The following is a 21334-nucleotide window of genomic DNA, read 5'->3' as shown; positions in this document are numbered from 1 at the left end:
CTCAGCTGCGGCGGCAGGTGTTGATGCCCAGAAGCGTGTAGAGCCCGCACCAGCCGAGCAGGCCGGTCGCCAGCGGGATGATCCCGAGCAGGAACAGCCAGCGCATCGGCGCCGCGGGATAGACGAAGTAGAGCGCGATGAGGACCACCCCGACGATGATGCGGACGATGCGCTCGGTGGTGCCGATGTTGGCCATGCGGGCCTCCTTTCATATTCTGTGAGTGGAATATAACAGGAGGCGGCCGGTCTGTCATCGGCCCCTGGCCCATCTGCGGCGCACAGATCGTCGCAGGTGGGGCCGGGGTCGCGGCGGATCAGTCGAGGATCGCCTCGACCACCCGCAGGATCGACAGGATGCGGCCGGTCTCGCTGTCGACGCGCATCAGGCGGCCGTTGACGATCGCATAGCGCTGCCCGGACGGGGCGTCGCGCACGCCGTAGAGGCCGGGGCGCGTGACGACGTGCACCCGACGCAGGTCGATGATGTCGCCGACCTTGCGGGCCTGACCGGGGGGCAGGCAGGCCGGGTCCTTCTTCGCCAGCCCCGGCGGGCAGGCGCGGGCGGTGATGCCGCGGGCGGGCTGGGCCCGGTTGGGGGCGGCGCGCTCGGCCTTGTCGGCGCGCGTGACGTGGCCCTTGCCGTTGCCCTGACCGGCGTGGGCGGGCTTGTCGGCCAGCGCCGCCAGCGGCAGGGCAAGCGCGACGCAGCCCGCGGCGAGAGTCGAGAAAAGGCGCATGGGTTCACCTGATCCTGTTGCGTGTCGGGAGAAAACGCCCGCCGGCGTGCCGCGGTTTCCCGCCAGCCCGCCCTTGGCCGGTTTCACGGGCCGCCGCGCGGCTCAGGCCGCGCCCCGCCCGCGGGCCGCCAACCGCGGCAGCATGGCCGAGAAGTCCCGGCCGCGGCCGTCCTCGGCCTCGACGAACTGACCGTAGAGCGAGGTCGCCAGCGCCCCCATCGGCGTGTCCGCGTCGGCGCTGTCGGCGGCCTGCTGGCTCAGCCGCAGGTCCTTGAGCATCAGCTCGGCCGCGAAGCCCGGCTTGTAGCCATTGTCGGCCGGCGAGGCCGGTCCCACGCCCGGCGCCGGGCAATAGGCGTTCATCGACCAGGAATAGCCCGACGAGGTGGACACCACGTCGAACATCTTCTGCCGGTCGAGCCCCAGCTTGTCGGCCAGCGCGAACGCCTCGCAGGTGGCGATCATCGTCACGCCGAGGATCATGTTGTTGCAGATCTTGGCGGCCTGACCCGCGCCTGACTCGCCGCAATGCACGGCCTTCTGCCCCATGATGTCGAAGAGCGGGCGCACCGTCTCGAACGCCGCGGGCGTGCCGCCGACCATGAAGGTCAGCGTGCCCGCCGCCGCCCCGCCAATCCCGCCCGAGACCGGCGCGTCGAGCGCACCCTTGCCCGCCGCCGCCGCCTGATCGGCGACCGCGCGGGCGCTGTCCACGTCCACGGTCGAGCAGTCGCAGAGGACCGCGCCGGGGGCCATCGCCGGGATCACCTCGGCTGCGACGGCGCGCAGGATCTGGCCGTTCGGCAGCATGGTGATGACCACCTCGGCGCCGGCCGCGGCCTCGGCCGCGGTGGCAGCGGCGGTCACGCCCTCGGGCATCGGCGCGGCAAGGTCGAAGCCCTGCACCGCGTGGCCCGCGGCGGCGAGGTTCTTCGCCATCGGCCCGCCCATGTTGCCCAGTCCGATGAAACCGATCCGCATCCTCAGTCCTCCCACGTCAGTTCGGCCTCGCCGAGGTTTGCCAGCATCGCGTCCACCTTGGCCGCGTCCGCGGCCGCCCCCCAGGCGGGGTTGCGGTCCTTGTCGATGATCTGGGCGCGCACGCCCTCGATGAAATCGCCCTCGGCGGTGGCGCGATTGGTGAAGCGGTATTCGCGGCTGAGCGAATCCTGCATCCGCTGGTCGCCCCGCGCCGCCTTGACCATCGCCAGCGTCGCCGCCATCGACAGCGGCGAATTGCGCCGGATGGTCTTGAGCGAGGCCTCGTCCCCCGCTTGCTCGAGCGCCGCGGCGATCTCGGCCACGCTGCGGCCGCGGAACGCCGCGAGGTCGCGCTCGGCCAGCGCCGAGGGGGCGGGCAGGGGCTGCCCGGCCAGCGTTGCGGCGTCGCCGGTCTCGGCCAGACGGTCCTTGGCGGCGTCCCACTCCGCCTCGGGCAGGTAGAGGTCGGCAAAGCCCGCGTGGATCGCGTCGGCCGCGCCCATCCGCGCCCCGGTCAGCCCGAGGTATTCGCCGACCCGCCCCGGCGCGCGGGCCAGAAGCCACGTCCCGCCGACGTCGGGGATCATCCCGATCCCCGCCTCGGGCATCGCCACCTGCGTCGTGTCGCCCACGACCCGGTGGCTGGCGTGCCCGCCCAGCCCCACGCCGCCGCCCATCACGAAGCCCTGCATGAAGGCGACGATCGGCTTGGGATAGTCGCGGATCGCGGCGTTCATCTGGTATTCGTCGGCGAAGAAGCGCTGGCCCACCGTGTGATCCCCCGCCTTCGCGGCGTGATAGATCGCGGCAATGTCGCCCCCGGCGCAGAACGCCTTGTCCCCCTCGGCGTCGAGGATCACCAGCTTCACCGCGTCGTCGTCGCGCCACGCGTCGAGCGCGGCGCGCACCGCGTTCGCCATCTCGTGGCTCAGCGCGTTCAGCGCCTGCGGCCGGGTCAGGGTGATGCGCCCCGCGGCGCGGTCCTTGCGGATCTTGAGGTCGTCCATCAGCCCCTCTCGGCCAGCATCGCGCGGCCCACGATCAGGCGCATGATCTCGTTGGTGCCCTCGAGGATCTGGTGCACTCGCAGGTCGCGGACGATCTTCTCGATCCCGTAGTCGGCGAGATAGCCGTAGCCGCCGTGGAGTTGCAGGCACTGGTTGGCGACCTCGAACGCGCGGTCGGTGACGTAGAGCTTGGCCATGGCGCAGAACTTGGTGGCGTCGGGGGCCTTGTTGTCCAACTTCCACGCCGCCTGGCGCAGGAAGGTGCGGGCCGATTGCAGCGCGACCTCCATCTCGGCCAGGCGGAACTGCAGCGCCTGGAACTGGTCGATGGTCTTTCCGAAGGCCTTGCGCTCGCCCATGTAGCGGATCGTCTGGTCCAGCGCCGCCTGCGCGCCCCCGAGCGCCCCCGCCGCGATGTTCAGCCGCCCGCCGTCGAGCCCGGCCATCGCATAGGCGAAGCCGCGCCCTTCCTCGCCCAGCAGGTTCTCGGCCGGGATCACGCAGTCGTCGAACTGCACCTGGCTGGTCGGCTGCGCGAGCCAGCCCATCTTGTGCTCGAGCGCCCCGAACGAGAGCCCGGGCGTGCCATCCTCGACCACCACGGTCGAGATGCCCTTGGGCCCGTCCTCGCCGGTCCGCACCATGGTCACGTAGACGTCCGAATAGCTGCCGCCCGAGATGAACGCCTTGGTGCCGTTCAGCTTGTAGCCGTCGTTCGTCCGCTCGGCCCGCGTCCGCAGCGCCGCCGCGTCCGACCCGGACCCCGGCTCGGTCAGGCAGTAGGAGAAGATCTTCTCCATGCTGCAGAGGTCGGGCAGCCACTTCGCCTTGTCCTCGGGCTTGCCGAACTTGTCGATCATGCCGCCGCACATGTTGTGGATCGACAGGAACGAGCCGACCGCCGGGCAGGCCATCGCCAGCGCCTCGAACACCAGCGTCGCGTCGAGTCGGGTCAGCCCCGAGCCGCCATACTCTTCCGAGACGTAGAGCCCGCCGAACCCGAGCGCCGCCACCTTGGGCCAGAGGTCCTTGGGGATGGTGCCCTGGCGTTCCCATTCGCGGGCATGGGGCGCGATCTCGGCCTGGCCGAAGTCCCGCGCCATGTCGAAGATCGCCTGCTGCTCTTCGGACAATGCGAAATCCATCCGTTCCCCCTTCGTCTGGCCGCCGGTTGCGTCGGGCTAACGGCGCAGTGTTTCACAACTATTGCAGTCGGGCCGCAGGATGGCCGCAGTCCGGCCAGCGGCCCCTGTCACCCGTCTGACGCGCGGATATATCCACGCACAAGTCCGGGGGCACGAAGCCCCCGGACCCGGTCGAGCGTCAGTCCATCGCCTTGAAGTTGAAGGCCGCCCCTTCCTTGATCCCCGAGGGCCAGCGGCTCGTGACCGTCTTGGTGCGGGTGTAGAAGCGGAAGGCGTCGGGCCCGTGCTGGTTCAGGTCGCCGAAGCCCGACTTCTTCCAGCCGCCGAAGGTGAAATATGCCAGCGGCACCGGGATCGGCACGTTGATCCCGACCATGCCGATGTTGCAGCGGCTGGCGAAGTCGCGGGCGGTGTCTCCGTCGCGGGTGAAGATCGCGGTGCCGTTGCCGTATTCGTGGTCCATGGCCAGCTTCAGCGCCTCCTCGTAGCTCTCGGCGCGGACGGTCGAGAGCACGGGGCCGAAGATCTCGGTCTTGTAGATCTCCATGTCGGGGGTGACGTTGTCGAAGAGCGACGGGCCGACGAAGAACCCGTTCTCGTAGCCCTGCAGGCTGAAGTTGCGCCCGTCCACCACGAGGTCGGCGCCCTGGTCCACGCCCGACTGCACCAGCCGCTCGATGTTCTTCTTGGCGGCCGCGGTGACGACCGGGCCATAGTCCACGTCGTCGCCGGCGGTGTAGGGGCCGACCTTCAGCTTCTCGACCCGCGGCACCAGCTTCTCGATCAGCTTGTCGGCGGTCTCCTTCCCGACCGGCACGGCGACCGAGATCGCCATGCAGCGCTCGCCCGCGGCGCCGTAGCCTGCGCCGACCAGCGCGTCGGCGGCCTGGTCCAGATCGGCGTCGGGCATGATGATCATGTGGTTCTTGGCGCCGCCGAAGCACTGGGCGCGCTTGCCGGTCGCGGCCGCGCGCTCATAGATGTACTGCGCGATCGGGGTCGAGCCGACGAAGCCCACCGCCTGGATCACCTCGCTGTCGAGGATCGCGTCCACCGCCTCCTTGTCGCCGTGCACGACCTGCAGCACGCCGTCGGGCAGCCCGGCCTCCTTGAACAGCGCGGCGATCATGTTCGGCACCGACGGGTCGCGCTCGGACGGCTTGAGGATCACCGCGTTGCCCGAGGCGAGCGCGGGCCCGAGCTTCCACAGCGGGATCATGGCGGGGAAGTTGAACGGCGTGATCGCCGCCACCACGCCCAGCGGCTGGCGCATGGAATACATGTCGATGCCGGGGCCGGCGCCGTCGATGAACTCACCCTTCAGAAGCTGCGGCGCGCCGATGGCGTATTCGATCACCTCGAGCCCGCGCTGGATGTCGCCCTTGGCGTCGGGGAAGGTCTTGCCGTGCTCGGACGACAGCACCTCGGCCATCTTGTCCATGTCGCGGTTCAGCAGGTCGACCATCTTCATCATCACCCGCGCGCGGCGCTGCGGGTTGGTGGCGCCCCAGGCGACCTGCGCCTTGGCGGCGGCGGCGATGGCCGCGTCCATCTCGGCCTTCGAGGAGAGGTCCACCTTGCCCTGCACCTCGCCGGTGGCGGGGTTGTAGACATCGGCGGTGCGGCCGGACGTCCCTGCGGTTTCCTTGCCGTCGAGCCAGTGGTGAATCGCGCGCATGAGCCTTCCTCCGTTGCCGATGCTGTCCGTGGTTGGGGGCGAGGATAGTCTTGCGGTAATGCCCGCGTAAAGCGACGATGAGGTCAAACCGTTTTGCGAAATCGCAAAGGGCGGGCGGGGGGGAGACGATGGATTGGGATGACCTGCGGGTGTTTCTCGCCGTGGCGCGGGCCGAGTCGCTCTCGGCGGCGGGGCGGCGGCTGGGGATGGACGCCTCGACCGTGGGGCGGCGGGTGGCGCGGCTGGAAACGGCGCTGGGCCGGGTGCTCTTCGCCAAGACGCCGCAGGGCTACGCGGTCACCGCCGAGGGCGCGGTGCTCGTGGCCCACGCCGAGGCGGCCGAGGCCGCTGCCGCCGCGGCCGCCGAATCGCCGGGACAGGGGCAGCTTGCCGGGCAGCTCAGGATCGGGGCGCCGGACGGGTGCGCCAACTACCTGCTGCCGCAGATCGCGGCGCGGCTCTGCGCCGACCATCCGGGGCTCGAGATCCAGATCGTCGCCCTGCCGCGGGTGTTCAACCTGAGCCGGCGCGAGGCCGACATGGCGATCGCGGTCAGCCCCCCCGACCGCGGCCGCGCGGCGATCCAGAAGATCACCGACTATCAGCTGCACCTTGCCGGCCACGCGGATTACCTGGCCGCCCATCCCCCCATCGCCAGCCGCGCTGACCTGCGCGGGCACCGGATGATCGGCTATATCCAGGACATGATCTTCGACCGCGAACTCGACTATCTGGCCGAGACGGGGTCGGCGCACGCCACGCTCAGCTCGAACTCGGTCAGCGTGCAGATGCAGGCGATCCGGGCCGGGGCGGGGCTGGGGATCGTGCACGACTTCGCCATCCCCTTCGCGCCGGGCGTGCGCCGCGTGCTGGCCCGCGACATCGCCCTGACCCGCGCCTTCTGGCTGCTGCGCCCGGCCGACGACCGCCGCTCGGACCGGCTGAACCGGCTGGCCGAGGCAGTCACCCACGCGCTGCGGCGTGAGGTCGCGCGGCTCGAGGCGCTGGTCGCGGCCACCGAGGCGGCGCGCCCCGACTCACGGGGGGCTTGACGCTCGGGCGCGGCGCGGCAACGCTGAGGTCACGGGGTGGTGAGCGGCCGCGCGGGCCGGGAATGCCGCTGCCGGGGGGATGCCGATGCCAGGGGGACGCCGATGATCGTCAAGCAGATTCTCGCCATGAAGACGGGGCCGGAGAGCATCGTCACGGTGCGCCCGGACATGAGCGTGGCCGACGCCGCCCGGCTGTTGTCGGAAAAGCGGATCGGCGCGGTGGTCGTCTCCGAGGACGGCCAGCGCCCGGCGGGGATCCTGTCCGAGCGTGACATCGTGCGCGAGCTGGGCCGGTCGGGCGCCGACGTGCTGCAGCGCAAGGTCGCGGACCTGATGACCAGCAAGGTCAGCACCTGCGTCTGCGGCGAGGATGCGCTGACGGTGCTGCAGCGGATGACCGACGGCCGGTTCCGCCACCTGCCGGTGGTGGACGAGGCGGGGCACATGCTCGGCGTCGTCTCGATCGGAGACGCCGTCTCGGCCCGGCTGAAGGAGCTCGCGGCCGAGAAAGAGGCGCTGACCGGGATGATCATGGGGAACTGACCCGGCGCCAGGGCCGCGCGGGGCGGCGCGTCGCGCGGCGATGCCGCGGCGCGGCGCTTGCATCCGCGCCGGATTTCCGCTTGCGTCTGACGAACCCCTGATCGGCCCCCTGGGGGGCCGCAACAGCCCCTGCGCCCGAAGGATCAACAGATGCGGATCGGTCTTTACCCCGGAACCTTCGACCCGGTCACGCTGGGCCACATCGACATCATCCAGCGCGCCGCGCCGCTGGTGGACCGGCTGGTGATCGGCGTGGCGATCAACCGCGACAAGGGGCCGCTGTTCTCGCTGGAAGAGCGGGTCGAGATGGTCGAGGCCGAGTGCACCGACATCGCCCGCCGCAGCGGGGTCGAGATCGTCGTCCATCCCTTCGACAACCTGCTGATCGACTGCGCGCGCGACGTCGGCGCCAGCGTCATCGTCCGCGGCCTGCGCGCGGTCGCGGACTTCGAATACGAGTTCCAGATGGTCGGCATGAACCGCGCCCTCGATTCGAGCGTCGAGACGGTGTTCCTGATGGCCGACGCGCGGCGGCAGGCCATCGCCTCGAAGCTGGTCAAGGAAATCGCCCGCCTCGGCGGCGACGTGAGCAAGTTCGTCACCCCGCCGGTCAACAGCGCGCTCAGGGCGCGATTTGCCGCAGGCTGAGGAGCCTTCGGTCCACCCCGCTTGATCCGCCCCGCTTGATCCGGCCCGTCCCGCTGCCCTAGCCTTGCGGCCGAGGGGGACCACGGGAGGAGAGACCGGATGACCCAAAGCGCCACGCCAGCCGACACGCCACCCCGGCCGGGGGGACCGATCCCGGACCCGACCCGGCCGCCGATGCCCAACCCGGCCCCCGACCCGGCGCCCGACCGCGGCCTCGTCGAGCCGCTGGGCGCCGCGAGCCGCCGCACGGCCACCCCGGCGGCGGCCTGGGGGGGCGAGGTCCGCTCGCCCTCGGGGCGCGTCGCGCCGGACGGCACGGTGGCGCCGGTCCTCGGCGACGACCGCGGCCAGCCCGACACCATCCCCGCCCCGGCCATCATCGACATGTCCGCGATCGGCGAGTCGCTGCGCGCCGGCTGGACCGATTTCCTGCGCGCGCCGGGGTTCGGGCTGTTCTTTTCGGCCTTCTATGTCGCGGGCGGGCTGATGCTCGCCGCCGTCGCCGCCGCCGCGGGGCAGGAGTGGTGGCTGATCCCCTTCGTCGTGGGCTTCCCGCTGATCGCGCCCTTCGCAGCCGTCGGGCTTTACGAGGTCAGCCGGCGGATCGAGGCCGGGCTGCCGCTCGACTGGCGCAGCGTGCTGGGGGTGGTGTTCGCGCAGAAGGACCGGCAGGTGCCGTCGATGGCGATGGTCATCCTGCTGATGTTCATGTTCTGGGTGTTCGTGGCCCACACGACCTTCGCGCTGTTCATGGGGCTGCAGGCGCTGACCAACATCACCACCTCGCCCGAGATCCTGTTCCAGGGCCGCGGGCTCGTCATGCTGGGGGTCGGGACCGTCGTGGGCGCGGGCTTCGCCGCGGTTCTCTTTGCGATGACCGCCGCCGGCCTGCCGCTGATCCTCGACCGCGAGGTGGACTTCATCTCGGCGATCATCGCCAGCTTCCAGGCGGTGCTCGGCAATCCGGGCGTGATGCTCGCCTGGGCGGTGGTGATCGCGGTGATCCTGTTCTTGGGGATCGCGCCGCTGTTCCTCGGGCTGTTCGTGGCGCTGCCGGTGCTGGGCCATGCGAGCTGGCACATGTACCGCCGGCTGTTTCCCGACGACTGAAAGCTGCCAGCGACAGCGCAAGAAAAAAGGCGCGCCCCGGGGGCGCGCCTGTTCATGTCGGCCGGGCCTCGCCTCAGCCGTCGAGGTCGTCCTCGTCGCGGCTCATCGCGGCCGCGGGGGGCGCGAGCTTCGGCGTGATGCCGTTGCCCAGCGGGTCTTCCTGACGCTGGACCGAGCCCTCGAAATGGGCGCCCGATTCGATGGCGATGGTCTTGTGGACGATGTCGCCCTCGACCCGCGCGGTGGCCGACAGGCGCACCTTGAGGCCGCGGACACGGCCAACGACGCGGCCGTTCACGATCACCTCTTCGGCGACGATCTCGCCGTGGATGGTGGCGCTTTCGCCGACCGTCAGCTGGTGGGCGCGGATGTCGCCGTCCACCGTACCCTCGATCTGCACATCGCCCTGGGTGGTGATGTTGCCCTTGACCGTCAGGTCGGACGACAGGACCGACGGTCCGGTGCGGGTCCGCATCCCCTGCTGGGGCGCGTGGTCGTAGCTGTCCATGATCGGGGCCCGTGTCGGTTCAGGATCGGGAGAGTGGGTGCGCGGTCCGGGTTCGGTGACTCGGGTCTTAGAAAACATTCTGTGCGGCCTTGATGAAGCTCATGGGGTTCACGGCCTTCCCGTCCACACGCACCTCGTAGTGCAGATGCGGACCGGTCGAGCGGCCGGTGTTGCCCATATCACCGATCAGGCTGTTGCGCGAGACCTGTTGCCCGGCCTTGACGCGGATTTTCGACAGATGGCCATAGCGGGTCTCGGTCCCGATGGCGTGCTTGATCTTGATCACGTTGCCATAACCGCGCTGCCAGCCGGCAAAGATCACCACGCCGTCGCCGGTCGCATAGATCGGGGTGCCGACCGGGCCGGCGAGGTCGATGCCCTCATGCGCGCGGCCCCAGCGCTTGCCGAAGGGCGAGGTGAAGCGGAACGCCGACTTGACCGGCATGGCCAGCGGCAGCTTGCTGACGGCGATGCGGTAGTTGTTCACCTTGCCGAGCGAGATCACCACCTCGTTCGCCCGCGCCTCGGATTCCGAGATCGCGGCGTTACCGCGCGACGAATAGCCCATCGGGGTCAGCGGGCCGCCGGTGCCCTCATAGCCCTGGCGCACGGTTTCCAGCAGCTTGTCGGTGTTCACGCCGACCTTGGCGAACATGTCGTCCAGCGGCTTGACCGACAGCTCAACCGCTTCCTCGAGCTGGGCGAAGATTTCCTCGTTACGGCGCATGATCTCGTCGCGCTCGACGGTCAGGGCCTGGGCGGTGCGGGTCGCCTCGTCGGCGCGCTTGGTGGCGGCGGCGCGGTCGCTGGCCGCGGTCTCGAGCTCGCCCGACAGGATGTCGAGGGCGACCTTCATCTCGTCGGCGCGCTCGGCCCGCGGGGCAGCGGCGTCGGCGGCCGAGGTCGCGTCGGCGAGCTGGCGCAGCGCCTCCTGCGTGTCGGCCCGGGCGTCGTGCAGCGAGGCCTGCATCGCGCCGATGCCGCTTTCCAGCTCGCGCCGCTTCTCTTCCGAGGCGAGCAGCTGCGACTGCATCTGCGAGACCTGCGAAAGCGCGGCGGTGAAGCGGGTCTGGGCGGCGGCGGCCTCGGCGGCGCGGGCGTCGCGCTCGGCAGACAGCTCGGTCATCTGGCGCTCGAACAGCGCCATGTCGGGTTGCGCGGTAGCCTGGGCGCCCGGACCCATGCGGTCGAAGGCGAGGATCGAGGTGCTGACCGCAGCCCAGCCGACAACCGCCACGAACCCGGCCCGGCGGGCGATCCGCACGCCCCGGCCCGAACGGGCGGCAGCGGGATCGGCAGCGGTGGTCGCGGCAGGCATCGAGGGGGTGGAGCGCAACATCAGGTCATCCCATCTGTGGAAAGTCGAGGCTGGCCTCGTCAGATGCGGTTGAGTTAACGGGGCCGTGACATTCGCGCAACGCATCACGGCGCGGCGTGCCGGCGATCGGCGGAGTCTCGCCCAAGGGCGGGAACCTTTCCGCCGCTCGCGCATTACGCGCGCCGGCCCAGGACGGATTGTGCGGCGACAGGCCGCAGCGCAGGTGATCCGTCGGGGTGCGTCAGGGGATCGCGTAGGGCAGGGGGCCACTGCGGTCGCCGGGAATCACCAGCTCGCGGTCGATGGGGGGGACCGAGCGCTGGTGGCAGTCCGGGCGCGGGCAGATCCGGCAGCTGATCCCGATCCGCTCGTAGCCGGCCGGGTTGGCCAGGTCGAGGTCGTCGGCATAGACCAGATCGCGGGCGTGGGTGATCTCGCACCCCAGGCAGATGGCGAAGCGCCGCACCGGGGCACGGAAGCTGCCGCCCGGCTTCTGCACGTCGCGCGACAGGCACAGATAGCGCACCCCGTCCGGGGTCTGGGCCAGCTGGCGCAGGAACTGGCCCGGCGTCTCGAACGCGCGGTGGACGTTCCAGAGCGGGCAGGCCCCGCCGAAGCGGGCGAACTGCAAGAGCGTCGCCGAGTGGCGCTTGGTGATCGTCCCGGCCTGATCGACGCGGACGAAGAAGAACGGCACCCCCCGGTCCCCCGAGCGCTGCAGGGTCGAGAGCCGGTGCGCCACCTGCTCGAGCGAGGCGCCGTAGAGATGGGCGAGCCGCTCGAGGTCGTGGCGCTCGGCCCGGGCGCTGGCGAGGAACTGGCGATAGGGCATCAGCGCCGCCCCGGCGAAGTAGTTGGCCAGCCCCAGCCGGGCGATGTCGCGCGCCGCCGGGCTGCGGAACCGGCCAAGGTCGAGCGTCGCGTCCAGAAGGTCGCCCCTTGTCTCGCGGGCGATCAGGTTGAGAAGCTGAAAGACCTGCGTGGACGGCTCGGCGGCGGCGTTCAGCGTGATGACGTCGCCCTCGCGCCGGAAGACCGATCCGGGCGGCAGCTCGGCCTCGTGGATCGAGAAGCCGCGCTGGGTCAGCGCCGCGACCGCACGGGCCATCGGCGGCGCGCGGGTGCCGTCGGGGCAGGCGAAGCGCTCGGCCGCGCGGTCCACGGCGTCGATATAGTTGTCGCAGTAGTGGAAGAAGTCGCGCACCTCCTCCCACGGTGAGGAGAGCGAGCTGGGCCCGGTCGCGCCGATCGCCTCGTCGAGCGCGGCGAGCCGGTCCTGCCCCTCGCGGTGGGCGCGGTAGAGGTCGAGGAAGGCGCGCACCAGCCCCGGCGTGTTCGACGCCGCCAGCCGCAGGTCGGTCAGGTTCGGCGGCGCATCGAACAGCGGGTCGGCCAGCGCCTCGGCCATGTCCACCACCATCCGGTCGGCGTCACCCGCGGCCAGCGCGCCGACATCGACCTGGAACTCGGAGGCGAGCCGCAGCAGCACCCCGGCCGAGACGGGCCGGTGGTTGTTCTCCATCTGGCTGAGATAGGGCAGGGAGACGCCGAGCCGGTCGGCGAAGACGCGCTGGGTCAGGCCGTGCCGGTTGCGGGTCTCGCGCAGCGAGGCGCCGGCATAGATCTTGTGGCTGGCCATAAATCGACCCCTCGCTGACATACGCTTTGCAGTGCGCCGTTAGCATTTGCAAAATTGCGCGAGCAATCCCGCGTGGCGCAGGGCTGCCCTGCGCAGGGCGCGTGGCGCGGGGCCGGCGTCAGACCGGCCGCCGCAGCCGCCGGACGACCATGATCGCGCCCAGCGAGGCCGCCGCCGACAGCGCCATGATGCACAGAAGCGGCGTGGCGCCCGCGCCCGGGACGAGGAACCGCCCCGCCAGCGCCGCGAGGCCCGCGCCGCCCGCGACCGCCATCGCCCCGCCCAGCCCGCTCGCCGTTCCGGCGAGTTCGGGTCGCACCCCCATCATCCCCGCCGTGGCACTGGGCAGGACCATGCCGTTGCCCAGCCCCATCAGCGCGATGGCGCCGAAGAACACCGCCGGCACCAGCGCGCCGGCCATCGTCACCGCCAGCGCCGCGCCCAGCGCCAGCGCCGTGACCCAGGCGCCGAGCAGGATCATCCGGTCGATCCCGACCCGCGCGGCAAAGCGCCCCGAGATGAAATTGCCCAGCAGATAGCCGATCGAGGGCGCCGCGAACCAATAGCCGACCTCGGCCGGGCGCAGGTGGAACACCGTCTCGCCCACGAAGGGCGCGCCGCCCAGATAGGCGAAGAAGGCGCCCGAGGCGAAGGTCGCGGCCAGCGCATAGCCCCAGAACACGCCCGACCGGGCGAGCTGCGGATAGCCCCGCATCTGCGCCCGCATCGACAGCCCGCCGCGCGCCGTCTCGCCCAGGTCCACCCAGGCGAGCGCCAGCGCCGCCGCCCCGGCGGCCAGCAGCATGGCGAAGTTGGCGCGCCAGCCGAAGGCCTCGTCCAGAAGCCCGCCGAGGATCGGCGCCATCATCGGGATCACCGACATCCCCATGGTGACATAGCCGATCCGGCTGGCGGCCGCGTCGCCCTCGACCATGTCGTGGACGATGGCGCGCGACAGCACCATCCCGGTCCCGACCGCGGCCTGCAACGTGCGGAAGGCCAGAAACCAGCCGGCCGAGGGCGCCAGCAGCGTCCCCGCCGTCGCCACGAGGAAGGTGGCCAGCCCCACCAGCATCACCGGCCGCCGCCCGTAGCGGTCCGACAGCGGCCCGGCGATCATCTGCACCAGCGCCGAGCCGGCCAGATAGACGGTCACCGAAAGCTGCATCACCGCGTAATCGACGCCGAAATCCCGCGCCATGCCCGGCAGCGAGGGCAGGAACACGTTCATGCTGAGCGCCCCCAGCCCCGACAGCAGCACCAGCGTCAGGATATGCGGCGGGGTGCGGCGGGGCCGCGCGGCCTCAGCCCCAGTCATGGAACACGAACCACGCGCCGGCGCAGATCAGCCCGAACCCGACCGCGTGCTGCCAGCCCAGCCGCTCGCCCAGGTAGAGCCACGAGAAGCCGGCGAAGACCGTCAGGCTGATGACCTCCTGGATCGTCTTGAGCTGGGCGGCGGAGAAATGCCCGTGGCCGATGCGGTTGGCGGGCACCTGCAGCACATACTCGAAGAAGGCGATCCCCCAGCTCGCGACGATCACCAACGCGAGGGGCGCGGTCTTGAACTTCAGATGCCCGTACCACGCCACCGTCATGAAGACGTTCGAGGCGATCAGCAGGCCGATGGTCAGGGCGGGGACGGGCAGGCTCAGCCCCATTGCTGGATCTGGTGCCGGGCGAGGTTGCCGAAGCGGGTGAACCGCCCCTCGAAGCTCAGCTCGACCGTCCCGATCGGCCCGTGGCGCTGCTTGCCGATGATGACCTCGGCCTTGCCGTGCACCTGCTCCATCACCTGCTGCCAGGCGGCCATCTTGTCCAGCTCGTGGTCGGCGGGCTTCTCGCGTTCCTTGTAGTATTCCTCGCGGAACACGAACATCACGATGTCGGCGTCCTGCTCGATCGAGCCGGACTCGCGCAGGTCCGACAGCTGCGGGCGCTTGTCCTCGCGGTTCTCGACCTGCCGCGAGAGCTGCGACAGCGCGATGACCGGGATGTTCAGTTCCTTCGCGACGGCCTTGAGGCCCTGGGTGATCTCGGAGACCTCGTTCACCCGGCTGTCCTTGGCCGAGGCGGCCCGCAGGAGCTGCAGGTAGTCCACGATCAGCACGTCGAGCCCCAGCGTCCGCTTGAGCTTGCGGGCCCGCGCGGCGAGCTGGTTGATCGGCAGCGCCGGGGTGTCGTCGATGTAGAGCGGGCAGTTCTGCAGCGCGTGGGCGGCATCGACGAAGCGGCGGAACTCCTCTTCGCTCATGTCGCCGCGGCGGATCTGTTCGCTGGGCACCTCGGCTGCTTCCGAGAGGATCCGCGCAGCCAGCTGCTCGGCCGACATCTCGAGCGAGAAGAACCCGACGACGCCCCCGTCGACGGTGCCGCGGGTGCCGTCCGGCAACTCGCCCATCCGGTGCGCCTTGGCGACGTTGAAGGCGATGTTGGTGGCGAGCGACGTCTTCCCCATCGACGGCCGCCCGGCGAGGATGATGAGGTCGGACTTGTTCAGCCCGCCCATCTTCTTGTCGAGATCGTCGAGCCCGGTCGAAACGCCCGACAGCCCCCCGTCGCGCTGATAGGCGGCGTTTGCGGCCTGCACCGCCCCGGTGACGGCCTGCAGGAAGGACTGGAAGCCGCGCTCGGCCACGCCCTGCTCGCCCAGCTTGTAGAGCGTCTGCTCGGCGGTCTTGATCTGCTCTTCGGCGTCGTCGTCGATGGCCACCGTCGCGGCGCGGGCCGAGATGTCGTGGCCGAGCGCGATCAGCTCGCGCCTGAGCGCGAATTCGCGGATCATCCGGGCATATTCGCGCGCCCCGTAGGAGGACACCGCCGAGCCGGCGAGGCGGGCGAGATAGGCCGGCCCGCCCAGTTCCTTCAGCCCGGCGTCATGTTCCATGAACGCCTTGAGCGTCACCGGGCTTGCCAGCGCATTGCGGGTGATCCGCTCGGCGCAGAGGTCGAAGATGCGCCGGTGGACGGGATCATAGAAATGCTCGCCCCGCACCAGCCGCGTGACCTGGTCGAACACGTCGTTGTTGGTCAGCAGCGTGCCCAGCAGCTGCTGCTCGGCCTCGATGGAAAACGGCACCGCCGGGGCCTCGTCGGCCGTCTCGGCAGGGCGGCGCGGATCGAGCGCGCGCAGTTCGGACATCGTGGGAATCCTCGGGACGGTCGGCGTGGGATGCAGGCGGTGGGGTGGGGGCGGTTATGTCACGAAACCACCGCCCGGTCCACGATCCCCCCGCGGGACGGGATCAATTAGCCGGGGGCGATTGGGGGGATAAGCTGTGGACAAGTTTTCGGCGGTGGGCGGCGGAGGCGGGTCTGGCGTGCCTGCGCGCCCCTGACGGGCGCGCGGACGGGATGCCGTTGCGCAGCGTGTGCAGGGTTGCCCGGCGCCTACGGATGCGCGGCCTGCCAGCCCCGCGGGTCGCTCAGGAAGGCCTCGACCTCGGCCAGCGTGTCGGCGTCGAAGCTGCCCTGCGCGCGCGCCTCGGCCAGCACGTCCCACCAGGTGCAGAGGTGGTGCAGCGTGACCCCATGCGCGCCCAGCCGGTCGGTCGTCTCGGGGAAGATGCCGTAGTAGAACACCACCGCCGTGTGGGCGCAGCTCGCCCCCGTCTCGCGGATCGCATCGACGAACGACAGCTTCGAGCCGCCGTCGGTGGTCAGGTCCTCGACCAGCAGCACCCGCTGGCCCTCGGACATGGCGCCCTCGATCCGCGCGTTGCGGCCGTAGCCCTTGGGCTTCTTGCGCACATAGGTCATCGGCAGGCCGAGCCGCTCGGCCATGAAGGCGGCGAAGGGGATGCCCGCGGTCTCACCACCGGCGACGTTGTCGAAGGCCTCGAAGCCCGCGTTGCGGCAGACCGTGGCGGCGAGGAAATCCATCAGCGTCCCGCGGATGCGCGGGTACGAGATCAGCTTGCGGCAGTCGATGTAGGTCGGCCCCTTGAGCCCCGAGGCATAGGTGTAGGGCTCGGCGGCGTTGAAATGCACCGCCTTGATCTCAAGCAGCATCCGCGCGGTCAGCCGGGCGATCTCGTCGGCGGGGGGAAAGGGCAGGGTCATCAGTCGTCCAGGTGCCAGTGGATCGGGAAGCCGGGGTCGAAGACGGTCACCGTCTCGTCGCCCGCGGTGATGGACGCCGGGAACCGCACCGCCTCGCCCCGGGTCAGGGTCACGCGGTCGGGGTTCGGGTCCATCCGGTAGAAGGCCGGGCCGTTAAGCGAGGTGAACGCCTCGAGCCGGTCGAGCGCGCCCGCGGCCTCGAACACCTCGGCGAGGATCGACAGCCAATTCGGCGCGGTGAAGCAGCCGGCGCAGCCGCAGGCGCTTTCCTTGGCACGGTCGGGGTGCGGGGCGCTGTCGGTGCCGGCGAAGAACCGCCCCTCGCCCGAGGTCGCGGCCTCGAGCAGCGCGAGCCGGTGCGCCTCGCGCTTGGCGACGGGCAGGCAGTAGTAATGCGGGCGGATGCCGCCGGCGAGGATGTGGTTGCGGTTGATCACCAAGTGATGGGTGGTGATCGTCCCGCCGATGTCTTCGCCGCCCGCGCGGACATAGTCGATGCCGTCGCGGGTGGTGATGTGTTCCATCACCACGCGCAGGCCGGGGGTGCGGCGGCGGATCGGCTCGAGCACCCGGTCGAGGAACACCGCCTCGCGGTCGAAGATGTCCACGGCCGGGTCGGTGACCTCGCCATGCACGCAAAGGGGAATGCCCGCCCCGGCCATCGCCTCGAGCACGCCGCGCACCCGGTCGAAGTCCCGCACCCCGCTGGCCGAGTTGGTGGTCGCCCCGGCGGGGTAGAGCTTGACCGCGGCGATCAGCCCCGCGGCATGGGCGGCGAGGACGTCGGCCGGATCGGTCGTCTCGGTCAGGTAGAGCGTCATCAGCGGACGCAACGTCGCGCCGGGCGGCAGGGCGGTCAGAATCCGCTGCCGATAGGCCGCGGCCTCGGCACCGGTGACCACCGGCGGGACGAGATTCGGCATGATGATCGCCCGGCCCAGCCGCGCCGAATGCGGCGCAACCGCAGCCAGCATTGGCCCGTCGCGCAGATGCAGGTGCCAGTCGTCCGGGCGGGTGATCGTCAACGATGTGTTCATGGGACGGGTCTATAACGAAGCCGGCGGCGTTATCCAGCGCCCGCGGGGTCGTCGGGCCGGTTCACCTGTCCGAAAGTTGGTCTTGGAATCGGGAACGGAAGGGTGCACCGTGTCTTTCTGCGGTGCAGCATTCGCCGAAAGGAATGTTTGAATGAAGACGATGATGGTCGATCCGGTCATGTCGATGAGGCTGTGGTCGGATTTCTGCCGGATGGGGTTCGAGGCCCAGTACGTCATGGCCGTGCGCATGGCCGGGCTGTGCGGGATGATGCCCCAGCGCCGGGGCGAGAACTTCCGCATGGTCGCCGAAAAGGGCGACGCGGCGCGCGAGTCGGTGGGCGCCGCGCTGCGATCCGCCGCCACGGGCGCCCGCGCGGACGAGATCCTCGCCGCGGCGCTCAAGCCCTATGGCCGCCGGACCCGCGCCAATGCACGGCGGCTGAGCCGGCGCTGAGCCGGACCCGCCGTGGGTGCCTTGGGGTGAGGTCGGCTGCCTCCGGCGGGGATATTTTCGGCAAGAAAGAATAGGCGAGCGGCGGGATAGGGTGTCTTGGCCGGGCGCTTCGTTGGGCAGCGGCGACGGGGCCCCTTCTGCAACCGCGGGGCTTGGTTGTGCGTTTGGCTAAGGCAGTTGCGCGGCTCAGTCCTAGAGCGAGGGACGATGGGTCGTTTGCGTCATGGCTAAGCAGCGCCCTGCGTCGGAGGGGAAACCCGGAGCCGCCTTTTGCCACACGCTGCCGGTGCTGCACGCTGATCCATTGCGAGAGGGACACGCCACCAAGACAAGGCGTTTCGCAACCGACTCCGTCGCAGGCTGCAACACCAATGTTTCCGAAAGCTGGACCAACGGAAAAGGGGCGGCCCGTCAGGACCGCCCCTCCGATTTCAGCGTTCCAGCCGCCTCAGATCAGCTTGCCCATCGCCACGGCGGTGTCGCTCATCCGGTTCGAGAAGCCCCATTCGTTGTCGTACCAGGTCAGGATGCGGACCATCCGGCCCTCCATCACCTTGGTCTGGTCCATGTGGAACACCGACGAATGCGGGTCGTGGTTGAAGTCCGAGCTGACCAGCTTTTCCTCGGTATAGCCGAGGATGCCCTTCATCGGGCCGTCGGCGGCGGCCTTGATCGCCGCGTTGATCTCTTCCACCGAGGTGTCGCGGGCGGCTTCGAACACGAGGTCCACGACCGAGACGTTAGGCGTCGGCACCCGGATCGCCACTCCGTCGAGCTTGCCCTTGAGTTCCGGCAGCACCAGGCCCACGGCCTTCGCCGCGCCGGTCGAAGTCGGGATCATCGACAGCGCCGCGGCGCGCGCGCGGTAGAGATCCTTGTGCATCGTGTCGAGCGTCGGCTGGTCGCCGGTGTAGCTGTGGATCGTGGTCATGAAGCCGCGGGTGATGCCAACGGTGTCGTTCAGCACCTTCGCCACCGGCGACAGGCAGTTCGTGGTGCAGCTCGCGTTCGACACGACGATGTCGTCCGAGGTCAGCGTGTCATGGTTGACGCCGTAGACGATGGTCTTGTCGGCGTTGTCGCCCGGCGCCGAGATCAGCACCCGTTTCGAGCCGTTCTCGAGGTGCGCCTGGCTCTTTTCCTTGCTGGTGAAGATGCCGGTGCACTCCATCACCACGTCCACGTCCGACCACGGCAGGTCGGCGGGGTTGCGCTCGGCCGAGACCTTGATCGGGCCGCGGCCCACGTCGATGGTGTCGCCCTTGACGGTCACGGTCGCGGGGAAGCGGCCGTGCACCGAGTCGTAGCGCAGCAGATGGGCGTTCGTCTCGACCGGGCCGAGGTCGTTGATCGCCACCACCTCAATGTCGGTGCGCCCCGATTCGATGATCGCCCGCAGCACGTTGCGCCCGATCCGGCCGAACCCGTTGATCGCTACCTTCACAGCCATGACTCGCTCCTACCTGTGCAATGCCCGCGGCTGTCCTGCCGAAAGCGCGGGGAAAATGCAATGCGCGGTAAGGCGGCGATTGCGTGTGCTCCACCCGGACGGGGCGGGCGACGGACGGGCAGTCCGGTGGGTGCGTCATTGGGCAGATCGCCCCGGGGCGGCAGTGCGGCGGATGTGGGGCTGGACCCGCTGAGGCGCCAGAGCAATTGCGGGCAGATCACCCGGACCCGAGGCGGCAGGACAGGCGACGTGGAGCTGGACCGCCGAGGCACGAGAGCCAATGCGGGCAGATCACCCGGGGGTTCGGGATGGGGGGAGGACATGAAACTGGACCCCGCACGACCTGAGACCCACCGTGCGGCGAGCCCTTTAACAGCGCGCCTTCAACAGGAAGTACGCCGGCGGCGTCGCGTTGAGTGTAGTCGTAGCGCGGGCCGCTCGCTCGCCGCGCCGTTCCCAATCGCGTGGACGGTTGCCGCGGCGCGCGCCGCGCACAAACCCACGTCGCGCTTAAATCCCGGCAGTCGTCAGCGCCAGAAGCTGACCCATTCGATGAACTGGGCGACCAGCCGGCCAAGCATCACCGGCAGCCCGAGGTGCAGCACCGTCGCGTCGAGGACGAACATCCCCACGATCAGGGCCGCGAGCACGATCGCGATGCTGTTGGTCATGGCGGCGTTCCTCGCGGGCTGCGGTTGGCTCATTACCCATTCCCAACGTCACCCCGCAAGTCACGGCTGCGGTCGGGAGCAGACGTGACGCGGCTCATCGGCGCTTCCGACGATCTGGCCCGCACTTGTCGCTGAAAGCCCCAACCACGCGCCGGAACGTTCTCCGGCGCAAAACCCACGCCCTCCAAGCACTCCCCCTCCGTCACCCATCCGCCGTGCGGATCGTCACCCCCTCCTCCTCGGTCTCGACGATCAGGAACAGCTCGCCCGCCTGTTCCATCCGGCGGATCGCGGCGACGACCTCGGTCATCGCCTCTTCGGCGTCGCGGGCGCTGACCTTGCCGGCGGCCTCGATCTCCTCGCGCATCGACTCGGCCAGGCGCGAGCTGAGGCCGGCGAGCAGGAACTCGACCGTCGCCGCGTCGTCGCCGGTGGCCCCGGCCATCGCCTTGGTGACCGTCGCCGCCTCGACCTCGCGCAGGATGCGGGGGATGTCGCGGGGGTCGATGCGGCGGGGGATGTTGGCCCAGGTGAAGATCGCCTTGCGGACCCGGCCGGCGAACTCGGCGTCGTCGTCGTCGAGGCCCGCCAGCACCGTGTCGCGGGTGACCGCCGGGGACAGGTTGAGGATCGCCCCCACCGTCTCGACCGGCTGGGTCTCGATCGCCGGTTGCGGCAGCGCGTCGATCGCGCGCATCAGCGCCAGCCCGATCCGGCGGAGCGCGGGCGCCTCGATCCCGCCGGTCAGCGACATCGCATAGGCGACCTGGCGCGCGTGGGCGGGGTCGAGCAGCCCGAACACCTCCGAGGCGCGGGCGACCGGCAGTCGCGAGAACATCACCGCCGCGACCTCGACCGCCTCGGTGCGGGCGAGGATGGCGAGCTGCGGGGCGGGCAGGGCGGCCACCCGTTCCCATGGATCGGCGGTGCCGTTCAGCGCCGCGAACCGGCGCAGGCGGTTGGCGGTGTCGGCCGACAGATGCCCGCCGAGAAAGTCGAGCGTGCCGTCGATCGAGCCGGGGAAGCTGACCCCGACCTCTTCCAGCCGGTCACAGAACTCGGTCAGCACCGCGTGGCAGGTGTCCCGGTCCACGAGGTCCATGCCGGCCATTTCCTGCGCCAGTAGCGCCTGCAACTCGGGCGGCAGCTGCGACAGGTCCATGTCGGCGCCGTCGGCCAGCATCATCCGCACCACGACAGCCGCCTTTTGCCGGGGCGTCAGCCCCGGCGCCGTCAGATACATTGCAGTCCCCATGCCACGCCGCCCGATTCCCTCTCGGCCGACCATGGCAGG

General features: G+C 70.3%; 22 protein-coding genes. 5 read left to right on the top strand and 17 right to left on the bottom strand.

The window, feature by feature from the left end; genetic code table 11:
* Nucleotide 1: 1 nt before the first annotated feature.
* The 6 genes from BLW17_RS03125 to BLW17_RS03100 all read right to left on the bottom strand — a co-directional run bounded on the left by BLW17_RS03125 (nucleotide 2) and on the right by BLW17_RS03100 (nucleotide 5548).
* A complete protein-coding gene (locus BLW17_RS03125; protein WP_036732175.1) occupies nucleotides 2-196 on the bottom strand; it encodes a YgaP family membrane protein in 195 nt (64 codons plus the stop codon).
* A gap of 118 nt (nucleotides 197-314) precedes the next feature.
* Nucleotides 315-737 (bottom strand): hypothetical protein, encoded by a 423-nt coding sequence (locus BLW17_RS17275; protein WP_052176279.1) that lies wholly within the window; start codon nucleotides 735-737, stop codon nucleotides 315-317.
* 102 nt (nucleotides 738-839) lie between these two features.
* Entirely contained in the window at nucleotides 840-1718 is an 879-nt protein-coding gene (gene mmsB, locus BLW17_RS03115) for a 3-hydroxyisobutyrate dehydrogenase (RefSeq protein WP_036732178.1), read from the bottom strand.
* 2 nt (nucleotides 1719-1720) lie between these two features.
* On the bottom strand, nucleotides 1721-2725 hold the full coding sequence (locus tag BLW17_RS03110) for an enoyl-CoA hydratase/isomerase family protein (RefSeq protein ID WP_036732180.1): 1005 nt from the start codon (nucleotides 2723-2725) through the stop codon (nucleotides 1721-1723).
* The gene (locus BLW17_RS03105; protein ID WP_036732181.1) at nucleotides 2725-3870 is read right to left on the bottom strand and encodes an acyl-CoA dehydrogenase family protein; all 1146 of its coding nucleotides are present in this window, start codon (nucleotides 3868-3870) and stop codon (nucleotides 2725-2727) included. The genes BLW17_RS03110 and BLW17_RS03105 overlap by 1 nt, the downstream gene beginning before the upstream one ends.
* 178 nt (nucleotides 3871-4048) lie before the next feature.
* On the bottom strand, nucleotides 4049-5548 hold the full coding sequence (locus BLW17_RS03100) for a CoA-acylating methylmalonate-semialdehyde dehydrogenase (RefSeq protein ID WP_036732182.1): 1500 nt from the start codon (nucleotides 5546-5548) through the stop codon (nucleotides 4049-4051).
* 128 nt (nucleotides 5549-5676) lie between these two features.
* Between BLW17_RS03100 and BLW17_RS03095 the strand changes: the two genes are divergently transcribed.
* The 4 genes from BLW17_RS03095 (at nucleotide 5677) to BLW17_RS03080 (ending at nucleotide 8901) form a co-directional block, all read left to right on the top strand.
* Nucleotides 5677-6600, top strand: a complete 924-nt coding sequence (locus BLW17_RS03095) for a LysR family transcriptional regulator (RefSeq protein ID WP_052176282.1) — start codon at nucleotides 5677-5679, stop codon at nucleotides 6598-6600.
* A gap of 102 nt (nucleotides 6601-6702) precedes the next feature.
* Complete coding sequence (locus tag BLW17_RS03090; RefSeq protein WP_036700489.1) at nucleotides 6703-7143, top strand: CBS domain-containing protein; 441 nt, start codon at nucleotides 6703-6705, stop codon at nucleotides 7141-7143.
* Between the two features lie 150 nt (nucleotides 7144-7293).
* On the top strand, nucleotides 7294-7791 hold the full coding sequence (gene coaD, locus BLW17_RS03085) for a pantetheine-phosphate adenylyltransferase (protein ID WP_036707993.1): 498 nt from the start codon (nucleotides 7294-7296) through the stop codon (nucleotides 7789-7791).
* Between the two features lie 99 nt (nucleotides 7792-7890).
* Nucleotides 7891-8901, top strand: coding sequence for a DUF2189 domain-containing protein (locus BLW17_RS03080; RefSeq protein ID WP_231572738.1), 1011 nt, complete (start codon nucleotides 7891-7893; stop codon nucleotides 8899-8901).
* 73 nt (nucleotides 8902-8974) lie between these two features.
* Here the strand turns inward: BLW17_RS03080 and BLW17_RS03075 are convergent, their stop codons facing one another.
* From BLW17_RS03075 to pyrC, 8 genes are all read right to left on the bottom strand, one after another.
* Nucleotides 8975-9487, bottom strand: coding sequence for a bactofilin family protein (locus BLW17_RS03075; RefSeq protein WP_036700485.1), 513 nt, complete (start codon nucleotides 9485-9487; stop codon nucleotides 8975-8977).
* Nucleotides 9477-10748, bottom strand: a complete 1272-nt coding sequence (locus tag BLW17_RS03070; protein WP_081969086.1) for a DUF5930 domain-containing protein — start codon at nucleotides 10746-10748, stop codon at nucleotides 9477-9479. Before BLW17_RS03070 ends, BLW17_RS03075 begins: the two co-directional genes overlap by 11 nt.
* A gap of 220 nt (nucleotides 10749-10968) precedes the next feature.
* Entirely contained in the window at nucleotides 10969-12366 is a 1398-nt protein-coding gene (locus BLW17_RS03065) for a helix-turn-helix domain-containing protein (RefSeq protein WP_036700483.1), read from the bottom strand.
* Between the two features lie 118 nt (nucleotides 12367-12484).
* Nucleotides 12485-13684: a multidrug effflux MFS transporter gene (locus tag BLW17_RS03060; protein WP_036732183.1), complete on the bottom strand. Its 1200-nt coding sequence runs from the start codon at nucleotides 13682-13684 to the stop codon at nucleotides 12485-12487.
* Nucleotides 13671-14027: a DMT family protein gene (locus tag BLW17_RS03055; protein ID WP_036732184.1), complete on the bottom strand. Its 357-nt coding sequence runs from the start codon at nucleotides 14025-14027 to the stop codon at nucleotides 13671-13673. The genes BLW17_RS03060 and BLW17_RS03055 overlap by 14 nt, the downstream gene beginning before the upstream one ends.
* Nucleotides 14018-15508: a replicative DNA helicase gene (locus BLW17_RS03050; protein ID WP_036700476.1), complete on the bottom strand. Its 1491-nt coding sequence runs from the start codon at nucleotides 15506-15508 to the stop codon at nucleotides 14018-14020. Before BLW17_RS03050 ends, BLW17_RS03055 begins: the two co-directional genes overlap by 10 nt.
* Before the next feature lie 248 nt (nucleotides 15509-15756).
* Nucleotides 15757-16428: an orotate phosphoribosyltransferase gene (locus BLW17_RS03045; RefSeq protein WP_036732185.1), complete on the bottom strand. Its 672-nt coding sequence runs from the start codon at nucleotides 16426-16428 to the stop codon at nucleotides 15757-15759.
* Nucleotides 16428-17465, bottom strand: coding sequence for a dihydroorotase (gene pyrC, locus BLW17_RS03040; RefSeq protein ID WP_036732186.1), 1038 nt, complete (start codon nucleotides 17463-17465; stop codon nucleotides 16428-16430). The genes BLW17_RS03045 and pyrC overlap by 1 nt, the downstream gene beginning before the upstream one ends.
* A 151-nt stretch (nucleotides 17466-17616) precedes the next feature.
* Between pyrC and BLW17_RS03035 the strand changes: the two genes are divergently transcribed.
* On the top strand, nucleotides 17617-17919 hold the full coding sequence (locus tag BLW17_RS03035; protein ID WP_036700470.1) for a hypothetical protein: 303 nt from the start codon (nucleotides 17617-17619) through the stop codon (nucleotides 17917-17919).
* 448 nt (nucleotides 17920-18367) lie between these two features.
* Here BLW17_RS03035 and gap read toward each other — a convergent pair whose 3' ends face one another.
* The 3 genes from gap to BLW17_RS03025 all read right to left on the bottom strand — a co-directional run bounded on the left by gap (nucleotide 18368) and on the right by BLW17_RS03025 (nucleotide 21283).
* Nucleotides 18368-19369 (bottom strand): type I glyceraldehyde-3-phosphate dehydrogenase, encoded by a 1002-nt coding sequence (gene gap, locus BLW17_RS03030; RefSeq protein WP_036732187.1) that lies wholly within the window; start codon nucleotides 19367-19369, stop codon nucleotides 18368-18370.
* 527 nt (nucleotides 19370-19896) lie between these two features.
* Nucleotides 19897-20040: a hypothetical protein gene (locus tag BLW17_RS18035; protein WP_036707984.1), complete on the bottom strand. Its 144-nt coding sequence runs from the start codon at nucleotides 20038-20040 to the stop codon at nucleotides 19897-19899.
* Nucleotides 20041-20242: 202 nt separating this feature from the next.
* A complete protein-coding gene (locus tag BLW17_RS03025; RefSeq protein ID WP_231572739.1) occupies nucleotides 20243-21283 on the bottom strand; it encodes a flagellar motor switch protein FliG in 1041 nt (346 codons plus the stop codon).
* Nucleotides 21284-21334 lie beyond the last annotated feature (51 nt).

Origin of the sequence: Paracoccus sanguinis (assembly GCF_900106665.1) — a bacterium.
Lineage (GTDB): Bacteria > Pseudomonadota > Alphaproteobacteria > Rhodobacterales > Rhodobacteraceae > Paracoccus > Paracoccus panacisoli.
Note: the sequence above shows the minus strand (reverse complement) of the source record. Positions and strands in the feature narration are given on the sequence as shown.

Bases quoted from the DNA above. Each gene is read 5' to 3' on its own strand.
- BLW17_RS03125 (WP_036732175.1), bottom strand. From the start codon at position 196: ATGGCCAACATCGGCACCACCGAGCGCATCGTCCGCATCATCGTCGGG.
- BLW17_RS17275 (WP_052176279.1), bottom strand. From the start codon at position 737: ATGCGCCTTTTCTCGACTCTCGCCGCGGGCTGCGTCGCGCTTGCCCTG.
- mmsB (WP_036732178.1), bottom strand. From the start codon at position 1,718: ATGCGGATCGGTTTCATCGGACTGGGCAACATGGGCGGGCCGATGGCG.
- BLW17_RS03110 (WP_036732180.1), bottom strand. From the start codon at position 2,725: ATGGACGACCTCAAGATCCGCAAGGACCGCGCCGCGGGGCGCATCACC.
- BLW17_RS03105 (WP_036732181.1), bottom strand. From the start codon at position 3,870: ATGGATTTCGCATTGTCCGAAGAGCAGCAGGCGATCTTCGACATGGCG.
- BLW17_RS03100 (WP_036732182.1), bottom strand. From the start codon at position 5,548: ATGCGCGCGATTCACCACTGGCTCGACGGCAAGGAAACCGCAGGGACG.
- BLW17_RS03095 (WP_052176282.1), top strand. From the start codon at position 5,677: ATGGATTGGGATGACCTGCGGGTGTTTCTCGCCGTGGCGCGGGCCGAG.
- BLW17_RS03090 (WP_036700489.1), top strand. From the start codon at position 6,703: ATGATCGTCAAGCAGATTCTCGCCATGAAGACGGGGCCGGAGAGCATC.
- coaD (WP_036707993.1), top strand. From the start codon at position 7,294: ATGCGGATCGGTCTTTACCCCGGAACCTTCGACCCGGTCACGCTGGGC.
- BLW17_RS03080 (WP_231572738.1), top strand. From the start codon at position 7,891: ATGACCCAAAGCGCCACGCCAGCCGACACGCCACCCCGGCCGGGGGGA.
- BLW17_RS03075 (WP_036700485.1), bottom strand. From the start codon at position 9,487: ATGTTTTCTAAGACCCGAGTCACCGAACCCGGACCGCGCACCCACTCT.
- BLW17_RS03070 (WP_081969086.1), bottom strand. From the start codon at position 10,748: ATGTTGCGCTCCACCCCCTCGATGCCTGCCGCGACCACCGCTGCCGAT.
- BLW17_RS03065 (WP_036700483.1), bottom strand. From the start codon at position 12,366: ATGGCCAGCCACAAGATCTATGCCGGCGCCTCGCTGCGCGAGACCCGC.
- BLW17_RS03060 (WP_036732183.1), bottom strand. From the start codon at position 13,684: ATGACTGGGGCTGAGGCCGCGCGGCCCCGCCGCACCCCGCCGCATATC.
- BLW17_RS03055 (WP_036732184.1), bottom strand. From the start codon at position 14,027: ATGGGGCTGAGCCTGCCCGTCCCCGCCCTGACCATCGGCCTGCTGATC.
- BLW17_RS03050 (WP_036700476.1), bottom strand. From the start codon at position 15,508: ATGTCCGAACTGCGCGCGCTCGATCCGCGCCGCCCTGCCGAGACGGCC.
- BLW17_RS03045 (WP_036732185.1), bottom strand. From the start codon at position 16,428: ATGACCCTGCCCTTTCCCCCCGCCGACGAGATCGCCCGGCTGACCGCG.
- pyrC (WP_036732186.1), bottom strand. From the start codon at position 17,465: ATGAACACATCGTTGACGATCACCCGCCCGGACGACTGGCACCTGCAT.
- BLW17_RS03035 (WP_036700470.1), top strand. From the start codon at position 17,617: ATGAAGACGATGATGGTCGATCCGGTCATGTCGATGAGGCTGTGGTCG.
- gap (WP_036732187.1), bottom strand. From the start codon at position 19,369: ATGGCTGTGAAGGTAGCGATCAACGGGTTCGGCCGGATCGGGCGCAAC.
- BLW17_RS18035 (WP_036707984.1), bottom strand. From the start codon at position 20,040: ATGACCAACAGCATCGCGATCGTGCTCGCGGCCCTGATCGTGGGGATG.
- BLW17_RS03025 (WP_231572739.1), bottom strand. From the start codon at position 21,283: ATGTATCTGACGGCGCCGGGGCTGACGCCCCGGCAAAAGGCGGCTGTC.